Annotated in this window: 16 protein-coding genes; 11 read left to right on the top strand and 5 right to left on the bottom strand. The window is 70.6% G+C overall.

Going from position 1 to position 21,095, the window contains the following annotated elements; genetic code table 11:
- The first annotated feature begins 8 nt into the window (after positions 1 to 8).
- Positions 9 to 2,039, top strand: a complete 2,031-nt coding sequence (locus ACIRP7_RS35775) for a PQQ-dependent sugar dehydrogenase (protein WP_403668112.1) — start codon at positions 9 to 11, stop codon at positions 2,037 to 2,039.
- 34 nt (positions 2,040 to 2,073) lie between these two features.
- Here ACIRP7_RS35775 and ACIRP7_RS35770 read toward each other — a convergent pair whose 3' ends face one another.
- Positions 2,074 to 3,900, bottom strand: a complete 1,827-nt coding sequence (locus ACIRP7_RS35770; protein WP_403668110.1) for an AMP-dependent synthetase/ligase — start codon at positions 3,898 to 3,900, stop codon at positions 2,074 to 2,076.
- 320 nt (positions 3,901 to 4,220) lie between these two features.
- On the bottom strand, positions 4,221 to 5,084 hold the full coding sequence (locus ACIRP7_RS35765) for a LysR substrate-binding domain-containing protein (RefSeq protein WP_403668107.1): 864 nt from the start codon (positions 5,082 to 5,084) through the stop codon (positions 4,221 to 4,223).
- Between the two features lie 182 nt (positions 5,085 to 5,266).
- Between ACIRP7_RS35765 and ACIRP7_RS35760 the strand changes: the two genes are divergently transcribed.
- Positions 5,267 to 6,292, top strand: a complete 1,026-nt coding sequence (locus tag ACIRP7_RS35760) for a bile acid:sodium symporter family protein (protein WP_403668267.1) — start codon at positions 5,267 to 5,269, stop codon at positions 6,290 to 6,292.
- Here ACIRP7_RS35760 and ACIRP7_RS35755 read toward each other — a convergent pair.
- The 3 genes from ACIRP7_RS35755 to fdhD all read right to left on the bottom strand — a co-directional run bounded on the left by ACIRP7_RS35755 (position 6,228) and on the right by fdhD (position 10,401).
- A complete protein-coding gene (locus ACIRP7_RS35755) occupies positions 6,228 to 7,454 on the bottom strand; it encodes a DUF4185 domain-containing protein (RefSeq protein ID WP_403668104.1) in 1,227 nt (408 codons plus the stop codon). The two genes, ACIRP7_RS35760 and ACIRP7_RS35755, sit on opposite strands and share 65 nt — an antisense overlap.
- An 11-nt stretch (positions 7,455 to 7,465) precedes the next feature.
- Positions 7,466 to 9,376, bottom strand: coding sequence for a LamG-like jellyroll fold domain-containing protein (locus tag ACIRP7_RS35750; RefSeq protein ID WP_403668101.1), 1,911 nt, complete (start codon positions 9,374 to 9,376; stop codon positions 7,466 to 7,468).
- Between the two features lie 176 nt (positions 9,377 to 9,552).
- Positions 9,553 to 10,401 (bottom strand): formate dehydrogenase accessory sulfurtransferase FdhD, encoded by an 849-nt coding sequence (gene fdhD, locus ACIRP7_RS35745; RefSeq protein WP_403668099.1) that lies wholly within the window; start codon positions 10,399 to 10,401, stop codon positions 9,553 to 9,555.
- A gap of 282 nt (positions 10,402 to 10,683) precedes the next feature.
- Between fdhD and ACIRP7_RS35740 the strand changes: the two genes are divergently transcribed.
- The 9 genes from ACIRP7_RS35740 to ACIRP7_RS35700 all read left to right on the top strand — a co-directional run bounded on the left by ACIRP7_RS35740 (position 10,684) and on the right by ACIRP7_RS35700 (position 21,093).
- A complete protein-coding gene (locus ACIRP7_RS35740; RefSeq protein ID WP_403668096.1) occupies positions 10,684 to 12,018 on the top strand; it encodes an OFA family MFS transporter in 1,335 nt (444 codons plus the stop codon).
- On the top strand, positions 11,984 to 12,121 hold the full coding sequence (locus ACIRP7_RS35735; RefSeq protein WP_352381235.1) for a hypothetical protein: 138 nt from the start codon (positions 11,984 to 11,986) through the stop codon (positions 12,119 to 12,121). Before ACIRP7_RS35740 ends, ACIRP7_RS35735 begins: the two co-directional genes overlap by 35 nt.
- Positions 12,122 to 12,268: 147 nt before the next feature.
- On the top strand, positions 12,269 to 13,207 hold the full coding sequence (locus ACIRP7_RS35730) for a beta-ketoacyl-ACP synthase III (RefSeq protein WP_403668093.1): 939 nt from the start codon (positions 12,269 to 12,271) through the stop codon (positions 13,205 to 13,207).
- A gap of 122 nt (positions 13,208 to 13,329) precedes the next feature.
- The gene (locus ACIRP7_RS35725) at positions 13,330 to 14,007 is read left to right on the top strand and encodes a GntR family transcriptional regulator (protein ID WP_403668091.1); all 678 of its coding nucleotides are present in this window, start codon (positions 13,330 to 13,332) and stop codon (positions 14,005 to 14,007) included.
- An 846-nt stretch (positions 14,008 to 14,853) separates the two neighbouring features.
- A complete protein-coding gene (locus ACIRP7_RS35720; RefSeq protein WP_403668089.1) occupies positions 14,854 to 16,035 on the top strand; it encodes an ROK family transcriptional regulator in 1,182 nt (393 codons plus the stop codon).
- Between the two features lie 117 nt (positions 16,036 to 16,152).
- Complete coding sequence (locus ACIRP7_RS35715; protein ID WP_403668086.1) at positions 16,153 to 17,670, top strand: sugar ABC transporter ATP-binding protein; 1,518 nt, start codon at positions 16,153 to 16,155, stop codon at positions 17,668 to 17,670.
- The gene (locus ACIRP7_RS35710) at positions 17,667 to 18,686 is read left to right on the top strand and encodes an ABC transporter permease (RefSeq protein WP_403668083.1); all 1,020 of its coding nucleotides are present in this window, start codon (positions 17,667 to 17,669) and stop codon (positions 18,684 to 18,686) included. The genes ACIRP7_RS35715 and ACIRP7_RS35710 overlap by 4 nt, the downstream gene beginning before the upstream one ends.
- A gap of 29 nt (positions 18,687 to 18,715) precedes the next feature.
- On the top strand, positions 18,716 to 19,756 hold the full coding sequence (locus ACIRP7_RS35705; RefSeq protein WP_403668264.1) for a substrate-binding domain-containing protein: 1,041 nt from the start codon (positions 18,716 to 18,718) through the stop codon (positions 19,754 to 19,756).
- A 134-nt stretch (positions 19,757 to 19,890) separates the two neighbouring features.
- Positions 19,891 to 21,093, top strand: coding sequence for a Gfo/Idh/MocA family protein (locus ACIRP7_RS35700; protein ID WP_403668080.1), 1,203 nt, complete (start codon positions 19,891 to 19,893; stop codon positions 21,091 to 21,093).
- Positions 21,094 to 21,095: the final 2 nt, after the last annotated feature.

Genomic DNA, 21,095 nt, shown 5'->3' with positions numbered 1-21,095 from the left:
GAACTACCGTGAAAATCAACAGACTTCTGTTCTACGGCCTCGCCGCCGCCCTCGCCCTGCCCCTCGCCGGCCTGAGCCAGGCCACCGCGCTCGCGGCCACCGACTACCAGGCGGAGGACGCGGCCGTCGTGCAGGGCACGGTGGCCACCAACCACACCGGCTACACGGGCACCGGCTTCGTCGACTACACCAACGTCAAGGGCTCCTACGTGGAGTTCACCGTCAGCGCCGCCTCCGCGGGCTCCACGGCCGTCACCTTCCGCTACGCCAACGGGACCGCGACCGACCGGCCCATGGACATCTCCGTGAACGGCACGGTCGTGGCGTCGGCCGTCTCCTTCCCGGCCACCGCCGACTGGAACACCTGGGCCACCAGGACCGTCGACGTCCCGCTCACCGCGGGCTCCGGCAAGATCCGCGCGACCGCCACCACCGCGGGCGGCGGTCCCAACCTCGACCGCATCGGCGTCGACGCGGCCACCGACTCCCAGGCCCCGAGCCGTCCCGGGCAGCCCAGTTGTTCCGACATCGGTGAGGACGGGCTCACCCTGGCCTGGGGCGCCGCCACCGACAACGTGGGCGTGACGGCGTACGACCTCTACGAGCACGGCAACAAGATCGGTGAGGCGCCCGGCGGTGCGACCGGCAAGGCGCTCACCGGCCTCACCCCCGGCACCACCTACAACCTCACGGTCATCGCCCGTGACGCGGCAGGCAACACGTCCCCGGCGAGCCCCGTCGTCGACTGCACCACCAAACCCAGCTCCGACACCACCCCGCCGACCAGACCCGGCACCCTGTCCGCGGCGGACGTCACGGCGAACAGCGCCGCACTGAGCTGGGGCGCCTCCACCGACAACCGGGCGGTCACCGGCTACGACGTGCGCAGCGACACCACCGTCTACACGTCCGTCACCACCGGCACCTCGACCACGCTGACCGGGCTCGCCTGCAACAGCCCGTACAGCCTGAACGTCGTCGCCCGCGACGCGGCAGGCAACATCTCCCAGTCGAGCAACACGGTCACCTTCACCACCAAAGCCTGCGCCACCGACGGCGGCGTCCCCTCCTCCGTCGCCACCCTCTCCTCCGGCTGGACCATCCCCTGGGGCATCTTCTGGCTGCCCGACGGCAAGAGTGCGCTGGTCACCGAGCGGGACGACTTCCGGGTCTGGAAGGTCGCCAAGGACGGCACGAAGACTCAGGTCGGCACCGTCCCGAACGCCGTCACCACCAACGGCGAGGGCGGACTGCTCGGCGTCGCCGTCGACCCGAAGTGGGACACCAACCACCACGTCTACTTCATGCACACCGCGTCCGAGGGCAACCGCGTGGTCCGCATGACGTACGACGGGACCACCCTGAGCGGCTACACCGTGCTCCTGCAGGGCATCAAGAAGAACCGCTACCACAACGGCGGACGCCTCGCCTTCGGCCCCGACGGCTACCTCTACGTCTCCACCGGCGAGGCCCAGACACCCGACCTTGCCCAGGACAAGGACTCCCTCAACGGCAAGATCCTGCGCATGGCGACGGACGGGAAACCGGCCCCCGGAAACCCCTTCGGGAACTACGTGTACTCCCTCGGCCACCGCAACCCGCAGGGCCTCGCCTTCGACCGCAACGGCCGCCTGTGGGAAGCGGAGTTCGGCAACAGCTCCAAGGACGAACTGAACCTGATCAAGCCCGGCGCCAACTACGGCTGGCCGATCTGCGAGGGCACGTGCTCCACCGCGGGGATGACCAACCCGAAGGCCACCTGGAACGTCTCGGAGGCCTCGCCGAGCGGCATCGCGATCGTGCGCAACGTCGTCTACATGGCCTCCCTGCGCGGCGAGCGGCTGTGGCGGATCCCGATCAACGGCGACAACGAGAGCGTCGGCACGCCGACCGCGTACTACGTGGGCACCTACGGCCGGCTGCGCACGGTCACCAAGGTGCCGGGCGCCGACCAGCTGTGGCTGTCGACCACCAACTGCGACAACAACGGAGGAGCGGCGGACGGATCGGACAAGATCTTTCGCGTGACGATCAGCTGACCGGCAGTCAGACCGTCGGGCCGTGACGCGGGCGTCAGGCCCGGTACAGGGCGTCGACCTCGCCCGCGTACGCCGTCTCGATCGCCTTGCGCTTCAGCTTCAGCGACGGGGTCAGCAGCCCGTGCTCCTCGGTGAAGGGCTGCGCCAGGATGCGGAACGTACGGATCGACTCGGCCTGCGAGACCAGGGTGTTGGCGGCGACCACCGCGCGCCGCACCTCGGTCTCCAGGTCGGCGTCGCGCACCAGCTCGGCGGGGGACATCCGGGGCTTGTCGCGCATCCCCAGCCAGTGCTCGACGGCCTCCTGGTCGAGGGTGACCAGGGCGGCGATGTAGGGGCGGTCGTTGCCCACGACGATGCACTGCGAGACCAGGGGATGGTCGCGCACCCGCTCCTCCAGCACACCGGGGGAGACGCTCTTGCCGCCGGAGGTGACGAGGATCTCCTTCTTGCGGCCGGTGATGGTGAGATAGCCGTCCTCGTCGAGGGAGCCGAGGTCCCCGGTGGCGAGCCAGCCGTCGTGCAGGGACTCGTCGGTGGCCTTCTCGTTGTTGAGGTAGCCCTGGAAGACGTTGGGGCCGTACAGCCAGATCTCGCCGTCGTCCGCGATGTGCACGGTCATGCCGGGGATGGGCTGGCCGACCGTGCCGTAGCGGGTGCGCTCGGGCGGGTTGGCGGTCGCCGCCGCGGTCGTCTCGGTGAGGCCGTACCCCTCGTAGATGTGCACGCCCGCGCCGGCGAAGAACAGCCCGAGCTTGCGGTCCATGGCCGAGCCGCCGGTCATGGCCTGCTTGATGCGGCCGCCCATGGCCGCCCGCATCTTGGAGTAGACGAGCTTGTCGAAGAGCTGGTGCTGCATCCGCAGCCCCGCCGACGGGCCGGGCCCGATCCCCCAGGCCTTGGCCTCCATGGCTTCCGCGTACTTCACCGCCACGTCGACGGCCTTCTCGAACGGACCGGCCTTGCCCTCCTTCTCGGCCTTGCGGCGGGAGGCGTTGAAGACCTTCTCGAAGATGTACGGCACCCCGAGGAAGAACGTCGGCTTGAACGCGGCGAGGTCGGGCAGCAGGGCGGCCGCGTTCATCTGCGGCTGGTGACCGAAGCGGACCCGGCCACGGATCGCGGCGACCTGCACCATCCGCCCGAAGACGTGGGCGAGCGGCAGGAACAGCAGGGTCGCCGCCTCGTCGCCCTTCTTGGAGTGGAACACCGGCTCCCAGCGCTCGATGACGGTGTCCGCCTCGTACATGAAGTTGCCGTGGGTGATCACACAGCCCTTGGGGCGGCCGGTGGTGCCCGAGGTGTAGATGATCGTCGCGACCGAGTCCGGGGTCACGGCCTGCCGGTGGCGGTGCACCACCTCGTCCTCGATGGCGGCGCCCGCGTCGTACAGCTCCCGCACCGCGCCGGAGTCCAGCTGCCACAGCCGGTGCAGCTGCGGCAGCCGGTCGATGACCGTGGCGATCGTCATCGCGTGGTCCTCGTGCTCCACGATCGCGGCCGTGCACTCGGCGTCGTACAGCGCCCAGAAACACTGCTCGGCGGAGGAGGTCGGGTAGACCGGCACCACCTGCGCGCCGATCGTCCACAGGGCGAAGTCGAACAGCGTCCACTCGTAGCGGGTACGGGACATGATCGCGACCCGGTCGCCGAAGCGGATGCCCTGGGCAAGCAGTCCCTTGGCGAGGGCCAGGACCTCGTCGCGGAACTCCGCGGACGTCACGTCCCGCCACTGTCCCTTCTCGTCCTTGCGGCCGAGGGCGATGTGCACGGGGTCGTTCTGGGCATGCTCGAAGACGACGTCGGCCAGTCCGCCCACCGGGGGTGCCAACGCCAACGGAGGGTTGGTGAACTCGCGCAAACCCCGCTCCCGCTCTCCCTGGCGCTCTGTGAAGCTCCGCACAGCGCCGTGAAAGCTACCCCACCCTGACATCCGGCGGGAGAGGGGCCGAAGCCGAGCGGTGCTCACGTATGGCCTGGTCAGTACCGGAAAATACCCTCACATGGGGAAGGGTCGGACAGAAAACTGACGGTTGAGTAAGTTTCCAGGCCGCCAATCTCCACTGAATCTGTACGTCCTGGTTACGGCTCGCGGCCCCGGTGAAACGGTTGTCCGCGGGATGCCGTCCTCCTCTTCCCTCAGCGCCGCCGCCCCGGAATGTGTCACTCCGGCCGAGGGCCTCACTGCCGGTGCAGCCGGTCCCCGCCCGCCAGGATTGCGGCGGCCAGTGCTTCGGCCGCCCCCTGCGCGGCCGTACGGCGACGGCCGTGGACCAGCGCGAAGTCCACCCGCCCCAGCTCCGGCAGCCCGGACCGGTCGGGTACCCGCACGAGCCCCGGCGGCACGAGGCCCCGGGAGTGCGCCATCACCCCCAGCCCGGCCCGCGCGGCGGCGATCAGCCCGTTGAGACTCCCGCTGGTGCACACGATCCGCCACTCCCGCCCCTGCCGCTCCAGCGCCTCCAGGGCCAGCGTCCGAGTGATCCCCGGCGGCGGATAGACGATTAGCGGCACCGGCCGGTCCGCGTCCAGGCGCAGCCGCTCCGCGCCGATCCACACCAGCCGGTCGTGCCACACCAGCTCACCCCGGGGGTCCTCCGGCCGCCGCTTGGCGAGTACGAGGTCCAGCTTCCCGGCGGCCAGCTGCTCGTGCAGGGTGCCCGACAGCTCCACCGTCAGCTCCAGGTCCACCTCGGGGTGGTCGTACCGGAAGCCCTCCAGGATCTCCGGCAGCCGGGTGAGGACGAAGTCCTCCGACGCCCCGAACCGCAGCCGCCCCCGCAGCCGCGTGCCCGTGAAGAACGCCGTCGCCTGGTCGTGCACCTCCAGGATCCGCCGTGCGAACCCCAGCATCGCCTCGCCGTCCTCCGTCAGCTCCACGGAGTGGGTGTCCCGGGTGAACAGCTGCCGCCCCGCGGCCTCCTCCAGGCGCCGTACGTGCTGGCTCACGGTCGACTGGCGCAGCCCCAGCCGCCGGGCGGCCTGCGTGAAGCTCAGGGTCTGCGCCACCGCGAGAAACGTACGCAACTGCGACGGGTCGTACATGCCGGGAGCTTATCGCGGAACGTGATGACAGTCAGAGCGGTATACGGGATTCCCGATCAAGCGGTGAAGGAGGACGATGGAGGGGGTCCTTCCGCCCCGAGGGAGGTACCCGTCATGAGGCCGTACCGTCGTCGAACACGAGTAAGTGGAGCACCGTGAAGCGCCTGAAGTGGCCGGCCTGGATGCCGGTCGACCCGTACATCCTGTTGCTGCTCGGCACGGTGGGCCTCGCGGCCCTCGTACCGGCACGCGGGACCTCCGCGGACGTGGCCTCCGGAGCCTCCACGGCGGCGATCGCCTTCCTCTTCTTCCTGTACGGCGCCCGCCTGTCCACCCGTGAGGCCCTGGACGGCCTCAAGCACTGGCGGCTGCACGTCACGGTCCTCGCGTGTACGTTCGTGATCTTCCCGCTGCTGGGCCTGGCAGCCCGCGGACTGGTCCCGGTCTTCCTGACCGACCCGCTCTACCAGGGTCTGCTCTTCCTCACCCTGGTCCCCTCCACCATCCAGTCCTCGATCGCCTTCACCTCGATGGCCCGCGGCAACGTGCCCGCCGCGATCTGCGCCGGCTCCTTCTCCTCCCTGGTCGGCATCGTCCTCACGCCGCTCCTCGCGGCCGCCCTGCTCGGCAGCAGCGGCGGCGGGTTCTCGGCCGACTCGCTCCTGGAGATCGTGCTCCAACTGCTCGTGCCGTTCCTGGCGGGCCAGGTGACACGCCGCTGGATCGGCGGCTTCATCACCCGCCACAAGAAGGTCCTCGGCCTCGTCGACCGCGGGTCGATCCTGCTGGTCGTCTACACCGCGTTCAGCGAGGGCATGGTCCAGGGCATCTGGCACCAGGTGAGCCCGCTCAGGCTCGGCGGGCTCCTGATCGTCGAGGCCGTTCTGCTCGCCCTGATGCTCGCCCTGACCTGGTACGGCGCCAAGGGGCTCCGCTTCGGCCGCGAGGACCGCATCGCCATCCAGTTCGCGGGCTCGAAGAAGTCCCTCGCCTCCGGACTCCCCATGGCCAGCGTCCTGTTCGGCGCCCACGCCTCGCTCGCCGTGCTGCCGCTGATGCTCTTCCACCAGATGCAGCTGATGGTCTGCGCGGTGATCGCCAAGCGCCGCTCGCACGACCCCGTCCCGGAGGAGACCCGGGAGGTCAGCGCGCCGGGGTCAGCCGCAGCGTCACGAACCGCGGTCGGTACAACGACACGTTCCGGTTGAGCTGGGCCGAAGCGACCGCCGTCTCCAGCCAGTTGACGTCGTAGCTCAGCACCAGCCGCCCCCCGCCGCTGAGTTCGAGGTGCGCCTGCGGGTTGTAGGCGGCGACCTGGCCCGAGGGCAGGGACGGCGTGAAGTCCTTCTCCGGACCGTGCCACGGTCCGGTGGGGGAGCAGGCCCAGTACGAGGTCACGGCCGCGAGCCCTTTGGTCCCCGCGGCCATGGTGAGCAGGACGTACGTCCCGTCCTGCCGTACGACGGAGAAGGCGCTGCCCACCCCGGTGCGCCGCCCGTCCCCGAGCACCGGGCGCGGACGGGCGCCGGTCGTCCACGCCGAGCCGTCCCAGTACTCCCAGGCGCCCGGCTCCGCGAGTCCGCCCTGAGGCACCCTGGCCACGTACGCCGACGAAGCGGAACGGGACGCTGCCCGGCCGTCGTCGCCGCCGAAGACGTACGTCCACTCGCCGTCCTCGACCAGCGTCGTCCCGAACAGCACCCGCCGGGACGGGTCCTCGACCCGCTGCTCGTCGAGGACCGTCGTGATCGACTCGACGCGCAGGTCGGGCAGCGAGAGCGTGGCGACCTCGGTGGCGGTCGGGACGCCGTAGATCCAGGGGTACTGGCCCGCCGTCCGCACCCACAGCAACACCCTGACGACCTGTTCGTACGAGCCGGGGGAGCGGGGCTCGACGCGGGCCGCGACCGGCCAGCGCCACTGGTTCGGGGCCGGGTCCGGGAACAGGGGCGCCGGGAGGGTGGACTCCAGGCGGCCGTCGCGCATCAGCACCGCCGAGTTGCGCACCAGCGGGGCGGTGGTGTCGCGCCACGCGTACGACTCGCCGAACGGGTTGGGCGGGCCGTACACCTGGCCGAGATAGGTGTCGGAGAACAGCCACAGCAGCCGTCCGTCGGGCAGCCGCACCGAGTGGGTGCCGTCGCCGCCGGTCCAGTCGTCGCCGCGGGCGCCGTCGTCGCCGTAGCGGGCGAACTCGGCGGTGAGGCGGTCGTTGGCCGACCAGGAGCCGACGGTGAGCGGTGTGCAGTCGCCGGAGTCCCGCCCGTCGCCGTCCGGGAGGGCGGAGATCAGCACGGCTCCGAGCACCAGCGCCAGCAGCAGCCCGACGCCGGTGCCGGTTCGCCGTCGTGCTTGTGCGTCCTCGGGCACGGTTCGCGACGTTAGCGGCTCTCGCTGACCCGGTCCATGGGGAGCCACAGGACGGTGTCCGCCGGGGCGGCGTTCGCGCCGGTGATCTCCGCGTCGGTCAGGGCCCGGTCCCAGACCCGGACCTCGTCGATCGCGCCGGTGAAGAAGGCCCGGCCGTCCACGCGCTGCCCGATGTGCACACCGAAGGGCGAGGTGCGGCTGACCGAGCCCGGCACGTCCGGCGCGCCGATGGCCGTACCGTCGACGAAGAGGGTGAGCCGGCCGCCGCCCCGGCGCAGGGCCAGGTGATGCCACCGCCCGTCGTTGTACGCGCCGCGCGTGCTCACCGACGCCGTCCGCACGGCCGTCGCACCCTCCCGCACGGCGATCAGCCCCCGCACCCGGCCGCTCGCCGGTTCCCCGCGCAGCCAGACCTGCGGCTGACCGGTACCGACGCCGCCCATCCACAACAGCGGCTGCTCGCCGGTCGTGGCCGTGTACCGGAACCACAGGGACGCGGTGAAGTCCCTCTTACCGAGCGGGAGTTCCTCGCGATACGGCAGCCGTACGGCGTCGTCGGCGCCGTCGAACCGCAGGGCGCCGCCGAGGACCCCGGTGGTCTCGCGGGCGCCGCCGAGCACGGTCGCGGGCGGGGCGAGGGGAGCGCGGTCGGGAGTGGTCGGGTCGGGGCCGCGGCGCGGTGTCAGCCAGCCCTCGGTGAAGCGGGCGAAGCGGATCTCGTCACGCGCGTCGACGGCCCCGCCCTCGTACAGCAGGCCCACCGTGTCCTCGTCCACCGGGGCCATGTCCGAGTAGCCGGACCAGTCCGCGGTGACGACCGTGCCGCGGTCGGGGGTGTCCCAGGTGCGGCCGCCGTCGTAGGAGGAGCGGATCGTCATCGTGCGGCGGCGGTCCGGGTCCGCCGGACAGGACAGCAGGACGCGCTCGCCGAGGTCGAGGGTGGCGCACTGCACCTGCGGCGCGTACAGGCCCGGGAGGGCACGGAAGGGGGCGGCGAAGCTGTCGCCGCCGTCGGGACTGACGGCCTGGGTGCGGTGGCCGAGGTCGGTGCCGTCCTGTTCGCGTCCGCCGACGAGGACGGAGCCGTCGGTGCGCTCGGCGACGGTGAGTTCGGAGGGCTTCTGGCGGAAGGTGCCGTCGGCGGCGACCGGCCAGGAGTCGGTGGCGCCGACCCGCCAGTGCGCGCCGCCGTCGTCGCTCACGACGAGCGCGGCGTGGTTGCCGGTGACCCTCCCCCAGCCTCCGGCCGGGGGGACCCCCATCTCGCTGCGCTCGCCGTTCCACGTCTCGGCGTTGACGCCGAAGACCAGCCGCCCGGCATGCCGTCCACGGGTGAGCTGGATGCCGTGCACGGGGCCGGTGGCGTACCAGGAGGTCCGCCGCGGGGGAAGGATCTCGTCGCTCAGGTCGCGGGGCACGGACCAGGTGCGGCCGTCGTCGTCGCTGTACTGGAGGTGCGGGGTGCGGTCGCAGGGCACCCGGCAACTCCCGCTGTCCGTACGCCCCGTGTTGTACGTCTGCGCCAGCAGGACACGGCCCGTCGCGCGGTCCACGATCGGGGTCGGGTTGCCGTGGGTGTCGCCCGCGCCCTCGCTGACCACCTGGAGCGGGCCCCAGGTGCGGCCGCCGTCCGTGGACCGCTTGAGGACGAGGTCGATGTCGGTGGCGTCCCCGCAGTTGAGGACCCGCCCCTCGGCGAACGCGAGCAGGGTCCCGCCGGCGGTCCGGACGATCGCCGGGATACGGAAGCAGGCGTAACCGGGGTCACGGTCCGCCTTGAAGAGGATCTGCTGCTCGAACTCCGTTGCGGGAGACGTCGGTTGGGCGTGCGCGGTGCCCGGCAGGGCGAGCGGGGCCAACAGGGCGACGGTGGCGGAAACGGCGGTCAGGGAGGATCTCAGACGTGCGCGACTCGACGGCACGGGCGCCCTTTCAGTTGTCCGTACATCCGGAAATGCGATCTTCCGGTCACGGACGGTAATTCCACACCCCACGCCTCACAAGAACCCCGCGCGTGTCCCGTCACGGATGGAGTACGACTTTCCCGACGTCCCGGCGCGCCCTCCGCGCCGCCCGTCCCGACGTCGCCGGGATCCGGTCAGCTCTGGGTGGCCGTTGTCTCCAGGGTGAGCCGGTGTTCTCCCGCGTACACGTTCATGGAGCGGCCGCGCAGGAAGCCGACCAGGGTCAGGCCGGTCTCGGTGGCGAGGTCGACGGCCAGCGAGGAGGGCGCGGACACGGCGGCCAGAACGGGGATGCCGGCCATGACGGCCTTCTGCGCCAGCTCGAAGGAGGCCCGGCCGGAGACCAGCAGGATCACCCGGGACAGGGGGAGGTTCGCGTTCTGCAGGGCGCGGCCGACGAGTTTGTCGACGGCGTTGTGGCGGCCGACGTCCTCGCGTACGTCGAGGAGTTCGCCGTCCTCGGTGAACAGGGCGGCGGCGTGCAGCCCGCCGGTGCGGTCGAAGACTTGCTGGGCCGCGCGGAGCCGGTCGGGCAGGCTCGCGAGGAGATCGGGATCGATGCGGAGCGGCGGCGCGTCGTCGATCGGCCAGCGAGTGGTGGTGCGCACCGCGTCGAGGCTGGCTTTGCCGCACAGGCCGCAGGAGGAGGTCGTGTAGACGTTGCGTTCGAGGGTGATGTCAGGGATGACCACGCCGGGGGCTGTCTTCACGTCGACGACGTTGTAGGTGTTGGAGCCGTCCGCGGTGGCTCCCGCGCAGTAGACGATGTTCTGCAGGTCGCTCTGCCGGGCGAGGACCCCCTCGCTGACCAGGAAGCCGGCGGCGAGGGCGAAGTCGTCGCCGGGGGTGCGCATGGTGATCGCGAGGGGTTTGCCGTTGAGGCGGATCTCCAGCGGTTCCTCGGTGACCAGGGTGTCCGGGCGGGACGAGATCGCCCCGTCACGGATTCGGATCACCTTGCGTCGTTCCGTGACTCGTCCCATATGTGTCTCAGTCCCGGTTCTGTACGTGCTGGTAGCCGAAACGGCCCTTGCCGCGTCTGCTGCATCTGCTGCCCATTGTCCTGCATCGTCGATCCCGTACGCCCGAAGATATATTGTCTACAGTATGGGTTGAAGTCGACGTGTGGCAACAGTGCGAGGGTGGCCCAACGCACCCTGCACACTGGTCCGTTCGACCGTTCGTCGCGTGCCGGATACCGCTCATCGCATACGGTCGACGCGCCGCCTTTTCAACTAGCTCGTTTGTTCCTACCGTCCGGGATCATGAGTCCCCCTGTCGCGCCCCCGGGGTGGAGCCGCTGGCTCGTCCCCCCGGCCGCTCTCTCGGTCCATCTCTCCATCGGGCAGGCGTACGCCTGGTCCGTGTTCAAGCCGCCGCTCGAGTCCGCGCTCGGTCTCAGCGGCACGCAGAGCGCACTGCCCTTCCAGCTCGGCATCGTGATGCTCGGCCTGTCCGCCGCGTTCGGCGGCACGCTCGTGGAGCGCAACGGGCCGCGCTGGGCGATGACGGTGGCGCTGATCTGCTTCTCGTCCGGCTTCCTGCTCTCCGCGCTGGGCGCGGCCACCGAGCAGTACTGGCTGATCGTCCTCGGCTACGGTTTCGTCGGCGGCATAGGCCTCGGCATCGGTTACATCTCGCCGGTCTCCACCCTGATCAAGTGGTTCCCGGACCGGCCCGGCATGGCCACCGGCATCGCCATCATGGGCTTCGGCGGCGGCGCGCTCATCGCCTCGCCCTGGTCGGCGCAGATGCTGGAGTCCTTCGGCTCCGACAGCTCCGGGATCGCGCTCGCGTTCCTCGTGCACGGGCTGTCGTACGCCGTCTTCATGCTCCTCGGAGTCCTGCTGGTGCGCGTGCCGCGCAGCGAGAAGCCGGTCGAGAGCGCCCCCAGTGCCTTCGAAGGGCCGCAGGTCTCGGCGCGCAACGCCGTGCGCACACCCCAGTTCTGGTGTCTGTGGGTCGTCCTCTGCATGAACGTGACCGCGGGCATCGGCATCCTGGAGAAGGCCGCCCCGATGATCACCGACTTCTTCAAGGGCACCTCGACGCCGGTCTCGGTGTCGGCCGCGGCCGGCTTCGTCGCGCTGCTGTCGGCGGCCAACATGGCGGGCCGTATCGGCTGGTCGTCGACGTCCGACCTGATCGGACGGAAGAACATCTACCGCGTCTACCTGGGCGTGGGTGCGGTGATGTACGGGCTCATCGCCCTGTTCGGCGACTCCTCCAAGCCGCTGTTCATCCTGTGCACGCTGGTGATCCTGTCCTTCTACGGCGGCGGTTTCGCGACGGTCCCCGCCTACCTGAAGGATCTCTTCGGGGCCTACCAGGTCGGGGCCATCCACGGCCGACTGCTGACCGCCTGGTCCACGGCCGGTGTCCTCGGGCCGCTGATCGTGAACTGGATCGCCGACCGCCAGGAGGACGCGGGCAAGAGCGGCTCCGCCCTCTACGGGATGTCCTTCGTGATCATGATCGGGCTGCTCGTCGTCGGATTCGTCGCCAACGAACTGGTCCGCCCCGTCAGTGCCCGTCACCACATTCCCGCACCGAGGGAGGCCGCCGATGTCACAGCCCGACAGCAGCCAGAGTCCGCCTGACCGGCGTCCGCTGATCGCCCTGGCCTGGGTGTGGGTCGGCGCGCCGCTCGGCTACGGGCTCTACGAGCTCGTCCAGAAGGCGACGCAGCTGTTCACCAAGTAACCGTTCGGCAGGTGTCCGGGCGTCCGAGGGGTGAGGGAAGCCGACAACTTGGGCGCCCGTTTCCTGTGGCCTTACGTGCCCGCGTACCCGTGAGTCACTGATCAGACTGGGGGATCCGGCTACCCAAGGCAACGAGGGGGACCCCCCATGAACGGCTCGCGGATCGCCGCAGTCGGCCACTACCAGCCCGCCAAGGTACTCACCAACGAGGAACTGGCGGGCCTGGTCGACACCAGCGACGAGTGGATCAGGTCCCGGGTGGGGATCCGGACCCGCCACATCGCCGGCCCAGACGAGCCGGTCGACGAGCTCGCCTCGCACGCAGCCGCCAAGGCGCTGGCCGCGGCTGGGCTCGCCCCCGCCGACATCGATCTGGTCCTGGTCGCCACCTCGACCGCCGTCGACCGGTCCCCGAACATGGCCGCCCGGGTCGCCGCCCGGCTCGGCATCCCCTCGCCCGCCGCGATGGACGTCAACGTGGTCTGCGCCGGCTTCACCCACGCGCTGGCCACCGCCGACCACACCGTCCGGGCCGGTGCGGCGACCCGGGCGCTGGTGATCGGCGCCGACAAGATGTCCGCGGTGACCGACTGGAGCGACCGCACCACCTGCGTGCTCGTCGGCGACGGGGCGGGCGCGGCGGTCGTCGAGGGGGCCGACGTGCCCGGCATCTCGCCGGTGCTGTGGGGATCGGTGCCCGAGATGGGGCACGCCGTGCGGATCGAGGGCGAGCCGGCGCGGTTCGCACAGGAGGGGCAGAGCGTCTACCGCTGGGCCACCACGAAGCTCCCGGCGCTGGCCCGGCAGGCCTGCGAACGCGCCGGGCTCACCCCCGCCGACCTCGCCGCGGTCGTGCTGCACCAGGCGAACCTGCGGATCATCGATCCGCTCGCGCAGAAGATCGGCGCGGTCAACGCCGTCGTGGCCCGTGATGTCTCGGAGTCCGGGAACACCTCGGCGGCCAGCATTCCGCTCGCGTTCTCCAAGCTGGTCGAGCGGGGCGAGATCTCCGCCGGTGACCCGGTTCTTCTGTTCGGGTTCGGCGGGAACCTGTCCTACGCCGGTCAGGTCGTCCACTGTCCATGACGGACGGGATGTAACGAGGCCGACTCACGGTTTACCTGGCCCCTGTGCGCCGTAGACTGTAGACAAAAGGCAAGCAGTCAGGGGTGTACGGGGGTTGTCCGCCGCCGAGGAGGGGGACCGCGATGTTGTCGACGGGACTGCCGCAGGGAGCCGTGCCGAAGCTGGAACGTCCCGGCCCGCTGCGTGACCGCGTGTACGAGGCGTTGCTGGAGTTGATCACGACGCGTGTTCTGCAGCCGGGTCAGCATCTGGTGGAGAGTGAGTTGGCGGGTCATCTGGGGGTGTCGCGGCAGCCGGTGCGGGAGGCGTTGCAGCGGTTGAACACCGAGGGGTGGGTGGATCTGCGGCCGGCTCAGGGTGCGTTTGTGCATGAGCCGACGGATGAGGAGGCGGATCAACTCCTGTCGGTGCGGACGTTGTTGGAGGCTGAGGCGGCTCGGCTGGCGGCGGCGAATGCGGGCAGTGGGGGTGTCGCGGCGCTGGAGGCGTTGTGTGCGGAGGGGGAGAGGGCTGTCGAGGCGGATGATGTGGATGCCGCGGTGGCATTGAATGCCCGGCTGCATGCGAAGGTCATGGAGTTGGCGGGCAATGCGGTCCTCGCGGAGTTGGCGGGGCAGGTGGATCGTCGGGTGCGCTGGTATTACACGCCGGTGGCGCGGCAGCGCGGCCGGCAGTCCTGGATCGAGCATCGTGAACTGATCGCTGCGATCGCGGCCCGTGACGAACGGCGTGCCACCGAGCTGATGCGGGAACACACCGAGCACACCCGGACGTCGTATCACGCACGCCAGCGGTCGTAATCACCTCAGGGGGACGCGTCCGCGTGGTCCCGGGCCCGGCGGGCGAAGGTGCGCGGTGCGCGCGCCCACTGACCTGCGCCATCGTGGGCGGCACCACGGACTCGTCCAGGTGGTCAGCGGGCAACAGCGCCTCGGGACCGGTGACTTCGAGAACCCGGCCCGCGACTCGCCGGACAGCAGGGCCCGGAGAGCGACCCGCGCGATGGCGTACGGGGCGATGTCGGTGGTCCGGGAGCCGGAGCGCGTTGGTCATGAAGCTCGACGGACGGACGAACGTCCATGCCGGGCCCGAGTCGCGTACGGCGACCTCCGCGGCCGGCAGATGGCCGGCGACCGCGTCGTCCCGGTCCCCGCTGCCCGCCGACAGACCGCACAGCAGGACCACGCGACGCACACCCGCGGCCCGCGCGTCCGCCGGAATCCGTCCTTGGTCGCCGTACCCGGGCATCACGAACAGCCCTCGTACGCCGCCCAGCGCGGCCCGTACGGTCTCGAGTCGGTCATATCTCCCACCACGGCCTCCCCGCCCGCCGGTAACCCCTCGCCCCGCCCGGACCCGCTGACTGCCCGTACCCGCTCGCCGGACTCCGCCAGCGCCCGCACGAGTTCGGCCCCCACATTCCCGTCGCACCCGTCACCAGAAACGTGCGCTCCCTTCCCTCGCGCCCATCCTGCTGGGGCACGCTCCGGGACGCCAGAGTGCGGACACGTCTTTGTCCTGTGAGTGGAGAAAGTCGGCATCAATCTCTGCACAGCTTCTTCCCAGGTTCGGCGGCCGCTGCTACGTTCCCCTCGAAAGCGCGGCAACTGGTGGCCGAATGAGGCGGGGAGGGGCTCGTGAGACGCATGACGGCACGACCCGCGAACGCGCATCAGGCCCGGCTGCTCAAGTTGTTGCGCGACGGAGGACCCAACTCCCGTGCGCAACTGGGCGATCAGGTCGACCTGTCACGGTCCAAGCTGGCCGTGGAGGTGGACCGGCTGCTGGAGACGGGCCTGATCGTGGCCGACGGACTCGCCGCCTCCCGCGGCGGGCGCCGCTCCCACAACATCCGGCTCGCCCCCAACCTGCGTTTCCTCGGCGTGGACATCGGCGCGACCTCGGTCGACATCGCCGTCACCAACGCCGAACTGGAGATCCTCGGACATCTCAACCAGCCCATGGACGTCCGCGAGGGCCCGGTCGCGGTCTTCGAGCAAGTCCTGTCCATGGCCGCCAAGTTGAGGGCCTCGGGGCTCGCGGAGGGTTTCGACGGCGCCGGCATCGGCGTCCCGGGACCGGTCCGCTTCCCCGAGGGCGTACCAGTGGCTCCGCCGATCATGCCGGGCTGGGACGGCTTCCCCGTACGGGAGGCGCTCAGTCAGGAACTCGGCTGTCCGGTCATGGTCGACAACGACGTGAACCTGATGGCGATGGGGGAGATGCACGCGGGCGTGGCACGCTCCGTGGGCGACTTCCTCTGCGTCAAGATCGGCACCGGCATCGGCTGCGGCATCGTCGCCGGCGGTGAGGTGCACCGCGGGGTGACCGGCAGCGCGGGCGACATCGGGCACATCCAGGCCGTGCCCGACGGCCGCCCCTGCGCCTGCGGCAACCGGGGCTGCCTCGAAGCCCACTTCAGCGGGGCGGCCCTCGCCCGGGACGCCGTGGAGGCGGTCGAGCAGGGGCGCTCCGAGGAACTCGCCGCCCGGCACACGGCGAACGGCGGTCTGACCGCGGTCGACGTCGCCGCGGCCGCTGCCGCCGGCGACCCCACCGCCCTCGACCTGATCCGTGAGGGCGGCAACCGGACCGGTCAGGTCATCGCCGGACTGGTCTCCTTCTTCAACCCGGGCCTGGTGGTGATCGGCGGCGGGGTGACCGGTCTCGGCCACACCCTGCTCGCCGCGATCCGCACCCAGGTCTACCGCCAGTCGCTGCCTCTGGCGACCGGCAATCTGCCCATCGTTCTGGGGGAGTTGGGCCCCACCGCCGGAGTCATCGGCGCGGCCCGGCTCATCAGCGACCACTTGTTCTCACCCGCGTAAGCCATCCCGGTACGGCCCGTTCGGCTGCGGCTCCTCCCACCGCGCCCGGCCCCTCCAGCACAGCGCCCTGCTTCGCCCTGCCCTGAAACCGGCCCGCACGCCCGCCAAGGGGACCTCATGGCACCAGAACCACCGCTGCTCAGCATGTCCGGCATCACCAAGACGTTCCCCGGAGTCCGGGCCCTCGACGGCGTCGACCTCGACGTCCAGGCCGGTGAAGTGCACTGTCTGCTCGGCCAGAACGGGGCCGGAAAGTCCACCCTCATCAAGGTGCTGGCCGGCGCCCACCAGCCCGACACCGGCCGGCTGCGCTGGCGCGGCGAGGAGGTCACCCTCCGCTCACCGATCGCCGCCATGCGCCTCGGCATCGCCACCATCTACCAGGAACTCGACCTGGTCGAGCACCTGTCCGTCGCCGAGAACATCCACCTCGGCCATGAACCCACGGCCGCGGGGTTCGTCGTCCGGGGCAAGGCGGCCCGTCGGTCGACAGCCGCACTGCTGCGACGACTCGGGCACCCGGAGATCGATCCGGCGCGCCTGGTCGGGGAGTTGCCGGCGGCGCAGCAGCAGATCGTGTCCATGGCGCGGGCCCTCTCCCACGACGTACGGCTCATCGTGATGGACGAGCCGTCCGCCGCCCTCGACCCGGACGAGGTCGACAACCTCTTCCGTATCGTCGGCGACCTCACCGCCGAGGGCGTCGCCGTCGTCTACATCTCCCACCGCCTGGAGGAGATCCGGCGGATCGGCGACCGGGTGACCGTCCTCAAGGACGGCCGGGCCGTCGCCGTCGGACTGCCCGCCAAATCGACGCCGACCCGCGAGGTCGTGGCGCTCATGACGGGCCGCAACGTCGAGTACGTCTTCCCCGAGCGGCCGGTGTCGGGACCTGGTGGTCCGGCGGTTCTGGAGGTCAAGGGCCTGGCCAGGCAGGGCGAGTTCGAGCCCCTCGACCTCGTGGTCCACCCCGGGGAGATCGTGGGCCTCGCCGGACTCGTCGGCTCGGGACGCTCCGAGATCCTGGAGACGATCTACGGCGCCCGCAAGCCCACCGCCGGTCAAGTCGCCGTAGGCGGCGCAGCGTTGAAGCCCGGCAGTGTCCGCGCCGCCGTCCGCGCCGGGATCGGGCTCGCCCCCGAGGAACGCAAGGCGCAGGCCCTGCTGATGCTGGAGTCGGTCACCCGCAACGTTTCCGTCTCCTCCATGTCCCGCTTCTCCCGGGCCGGTTGGATCGACCGGGGCGCCGAACTCGGCGCGGCCCAGGCGGCGACCCGCGAACTGTCGCTGCGGCCCGACAACCCCTCCGTGCCGATCCGCACCCTGTCCGGCGGCAACCAGCAAAAAGCCGTTCTGGCCCGCTGGCTGCTGCGCGGCTGCCGGGTCCTGCTGCTCGACGAACCCACCCGGGGCGTCGACGTCGGCGCCCGCGCCGAGCTGTACGCGGTTGTGAGGCGCCTCGCCGACGAAGGACTGGCCGTGTTGCTGGTCTCCAGCGAGGTCCCCGAGGTGCTCGGCCTCGCCGACCGCGTCCTGGTGCTCCGCGAAGGCCGTGTCGTCCACCGGGCGCCCGCCCATGAGCTCGACGAACACCGTGTACTCGACCTCGTCATGGAAGGAAGCCCGGCGTCATGACGCAACATGTGTCCCCGCCCCGGGGAAGCGCCGACAAAGTGCCTTCGGTGAGCGAACCGTCCGCCTGGCGAGGGGTGTTCGCCCATGCCGACGTCCGCACCCTCTCCCTCCTCGGCGTGCTCGCCGTACTGGTCCTCATCGGCGGCATCACCAAGCCCGACGAGTTCCTCGACACCCGCAACCTCCAACTCGTCCTCACCCAGGCCTCGGTGATCGGTGTCGTCACCGTCGGCATGACCTTCGTCATCACCTCGGGCGGCATCGACCTGTCCGTCGGCGCGATCGTCGCCCTCTCCTCGGTGTGGGCCACCACCGTCGCCACCCAGGAGTACGGCTTCGCGGGCATCCTCTTCACCGCCGTGATCGTCGGCGTCGGCTGCGGCCTGGTCAACGGGCTGCTCATCGCGTACGGCGCGATGGTCCCCTTCATCGCCACGCTCGCCATGCTCGCCTCGGCCCGCGGACTCGCCCTGCAGATCACCGACGGCAGCACCCAGGTCGTGACCGTGTCCTCCGTCCTCGACCTGGGGGAGCGCGACGCCTACATCCTCGGGATCCCGCCACTCGTCCTGGTCTTCGCGGTCGTGACGATCATCGGCTGGCTGGTGCTGAACCGCACCACCTTCGGCCGGCGCACCGTCGCCGTCGGCGGCAACGCCGAGGCCGCCCGGCTCGCCGGCATCGACGTCCGCCGCCAGCGCCTCTACCTCTACCTGCTGTCCGGACTGTGCTGCGGCATCGCCGCCTTCCTGCTGATCGTCCTGTCCGGCTCCGGCCAGAACACCAACGGCAACCTCTACGAGCTCGACGCCATCGCCGCCGCGATCATCGGCGGAACCCTGCTCAGCGGGGGCCGCGGCACCATCACCGGCTCCGTGCTCGGCGTCCTGATCTTCACCACGATCACCAACATCTTCGCCCTGAACAACCTGCAGAGCGACGTCCAGCAGATCGCCAAGGGAGCGATCATCGTCGCCGCCGTGCTGGTCCAGCGCCGTACCGCAAGCACGACCTGAGGAAAGGGTTCACCGCCATGCCACAGCACATGAGCCGCTTCACCAGTCGCAGAGGGCTGCTCTTCGGGACCGCCGCCGTCGGGGCCGGTGCCCTCCTCACAGGTTGCACCAGCAACGACTCCGGCGACAACGAGCCCGCCGCGAACGACCAGCCGGCCGCCTCCGACTCGCCCGGCAAGCCGGTCACCATCGGCTTCGCCGGACCCCAGGCCGACCACGGCTGGCTCAACGCCATCAACGACAACGCCAAGAACCGGGCGAAGAAGTACTCGGACGTCACCCTGGAGATCACCGAGGGCTCCAACGACACCGCCCAGCAGATCGGCCAGATAGAGACCCTGATCAACAAGAAGGTCGACGTCCTGGTGGTGCTGCCCGCCGACGGCAAGGCCCTCACCCAGGTCGGCCTCAAGGCGATGCGCGCCGGGATCCCGGTCGTGAACCTGGACCGCATCTTCAACACCCCGCAGGCGTACCGCTGTTGGATAGGCGGCGACAACTACGGCATGGGCCTCAACGCCGGCCACTACATCGGCGGGAAGCTCAAGGGGAAGTCGAACGCCAAGGTCATCGAACTGGCCGGACTCGACAACCTGGAACTCACCAAGCAGCGCACCAAGGGCTTCGACGACGCCCTGAAGAACTACCCGAACGTCAGGAAGGTGGCCCGCCAGGCCGCCGACTTCACGGTGGAGTCCGGGCAGGCCAAGATGGCCCAGCTCCTGCAGGCCCAGTCGAGCTTCGACGCGGTGTGGAACCACGACGACGACCAGGGCGTGGGTGCCCTGCGCGCCATCGACCAGGCCGGCCGCGACGACTTCCTGATGGTCGGCGGCGCGGGCGCGCTGTCCGCCTTCCAGGCCATCAAGCAGGACAACGGCGTCCTCAAGGCGACCGTCCTGTACCCGCCGACCATGGCCGCCTCCGCGATCGACCTCGCCCGCGCCCTCGGTCAGTCCAAGGGCATAGGCGGCCTCTCCGAGTTCGAGATCCCGGCCTCGCTCACCCTCTACTCGGCCGTCGTCGACAAGACCAACGTCGACCAGTACATGTCCACCGGCTTCAAGTGAGGCGTACCGATCAGGGACCTGTCTTACGGGCCGAGCCCGCTGCGAGCTCCGAGGGGCAGGTCCCAGGTGCCCGGTTCGTCGACGGACCGGGCTGCACCCCCCACCGCGCCACGACGACGAGGAGGACATCGCGCATGGCACAGCCGCAGCAGTCAGAAGAGGCCGAGGTGCCGCCGCTCCGGGTCGGCATGGTCGGCTACGCCTTCATGGGCGCCGCCCACTCCCAGGGCTGGCGGACCGTCGGACGCGTCTTCGACCTGCCCCGCCGCCCGGTGCTCGCCGCGATCTGCGGACGGGACGCGGACGCCGTGCGCCGGGCAGCCGACCAGCACGGCTGGGCGGCCGCCGAGACCGACTGGCGGGCCCTGATCGAGCGGGACGACGTCGACCTCGTCGACATCTGCACCCCCGGCGACAGCCACGCCGAGATCGCCCTCGCCGCGCTCGCCGCGGGCAAGCACGTGCTGTGCGAGAAACCTCTCGCCAACACCGTCGAGGAGGCACAGGTCATGACCAGTGCCGCCGAAGAGGCATTCGGGCGCGGCCAGTTGGCGATGGTCGGCTTCAACTACCGCAGGCTGCCCGCCACCGCGCTGGCCCGCCGGATGGTGGCCGAAGGACGGCTCGGCACACTGCGGCACGTGCGGGTGACCTACCTCCAGGACTGGCTCGTGGACCCCCAGTTCCCGCTGACCTGGCGACTGCGCAGGGAACAGGCCGGCTCGGGCTCGCTCGGCGACCTCGGCGCGCACATCGTCGACCTCGCCCAGTACCTGGCGGGAGAACCACTGTCCGGCGTCTCGGCCCTGACGGAGACCTTCGTACGGGAACGGCCGCTGGCCGGCGGCGCCGTCAAGGGCCTGGCCGCCGTCTCCGGGACCGGCACCGGCCAGGTCACCGTGGACGACGCGGCCCTGTTCACCGGCCGCTTCACCTCCGGTGCCCTCGCCTCCTTCGAGGCCACCCGCTACGCCACCGGCCGCAAGAACTCCCTGCGCATCGAACTCAACGGCGAACGCGGCTCGTTGGCCTTCGACCTGGAACGCCTCAACGAACTGTCCTACCACGACGCCACGGAACCCGCGGCGCACGCCGGCTTCCGCCGCATCCTCGTCACCGAGCCCGACCACCCCTACCTGGACGCCTGGTGGCCGCCCGGCCACGGCCTCGGCTACGAGCACACCTTCGTCCACCAGGCCCGCGACCTCGTCCACGCGATCGCCGAGGGCCGCCGCCCCGACCCCTCCTTCGCCGACGGACTCCAGGTCCAGCGCGTCCTCGCGGCCGTGGAGGAGAGCGCCGAGAAGAACTCCGTCTACACCCCGATAGCCGTCTGAGG

This window comes from Streptomyces sp. NPDC102270 (genome assembly GCF_044766405.1).
In the GTDB taxonomy this organism is placed as follows: Bacteria; Actinomycetota; Actinomycetes; order Streptomycetales; family Streptomycetaceae; genus Streptomyces.
This window is presented reverse-complemented; position numbering and strand designations above follow the sequence as displayed.

What these genes read in the sequence shown, in the direction of transcription:
- ACIRP7_RS35740 (WP_403668096.1), top strand. Translation starts at nt 10,684, where the DNA reads ATGAGTCCCCCTGTCGCGCCCCCGGGGTGGAGCCGCTGGCTCGTCCCC.
- ACIRP7_RS35760 (WP_403668267.1), top strand. Translation starts at nt 5,267, where the DNA reads ATGCCGGTCGACCCGTACATCCTGTTGCTGCTCGGCACGGTGGGCCTC.
- ACIRP7_RS35735 (WP_352381235.1), top strand. Translation starts at nt 11,984, where the DNA reads ATGTCACAGCCCGACAGCAGCCAGAGTCCGCCTGACCGGCGTCCGCTG.
- ACIRP7_RS35720 (WP_403668089.1), top strand. Translation starts at nt 14,854, where the DNA reads ATGACGGCACGACCCGCGAACGCGCATCAGGCCCGGCTGCTCAAGTTG.
- ACIRP7_RS35725 (WP_403668091.1), top strand. Translation starts at nt 13,330, where the DNA reads ATGTTGTCGACGGGACTGCCGCAGGGAGCCGTGCCGAAGCTGGAACGT.
- ACIRP7_RS35765 (WP_403668107.1), bottom strand. Translation starts at nt 5,084, where the DNA reads ATGTACGACCCGTCGCAGTTGCGTACGTTTCTCGCGGTGGCGCAGACC.
- ACIRP7_RS35700 (WP_403668080.1), top strand. Translation starts at nt 19,891, where the DNA reads ATGGCACAGCCGCAGCAGTCAGAAGAGGCCGAGGTGCCGCCGCTCCGG.
- ACIRP7_RS35705 (WP_403668264.1), top strand. Translation starts at nt 18,716, where the DNA reads ATGAGCCGCTTCACCAGTCGCAGAGGGCTGCTCTTCGGGACCGCCGCC.
- ACIRP7_RS35730 (WP_403668093.1), top strand. Translation starts at nt 12,269, where the DNA reads ATGAACGGCTCGCGGATCGCCGCAGTCGGCCACTACCAGCCCGCCAAG.
- ACIRP7_RS35715 (WP_403668086.1), top strand. Translation starts at nt 16,153, where the DNA reads ATGGCACCAGAACCACCGCTGCTCAGCATGTCCGGCATCACCAAGACG.
- ACIRP7_RS35710 (WP_403668083.1), top strand. Translation starts at nt 17,667, where the DNA reads ATGACGCAACATGTGTCCCCGCCCCGGGGAAGCGCCGACAAAGTGCCT.
- fdhD (WP_403668099.1), bottom strand. Translation starts at nt 10,401, where the DNA reads ATGGGACGAGTCACGGAACGACGCAAGGTGATCCGAATCCGTGACGGG.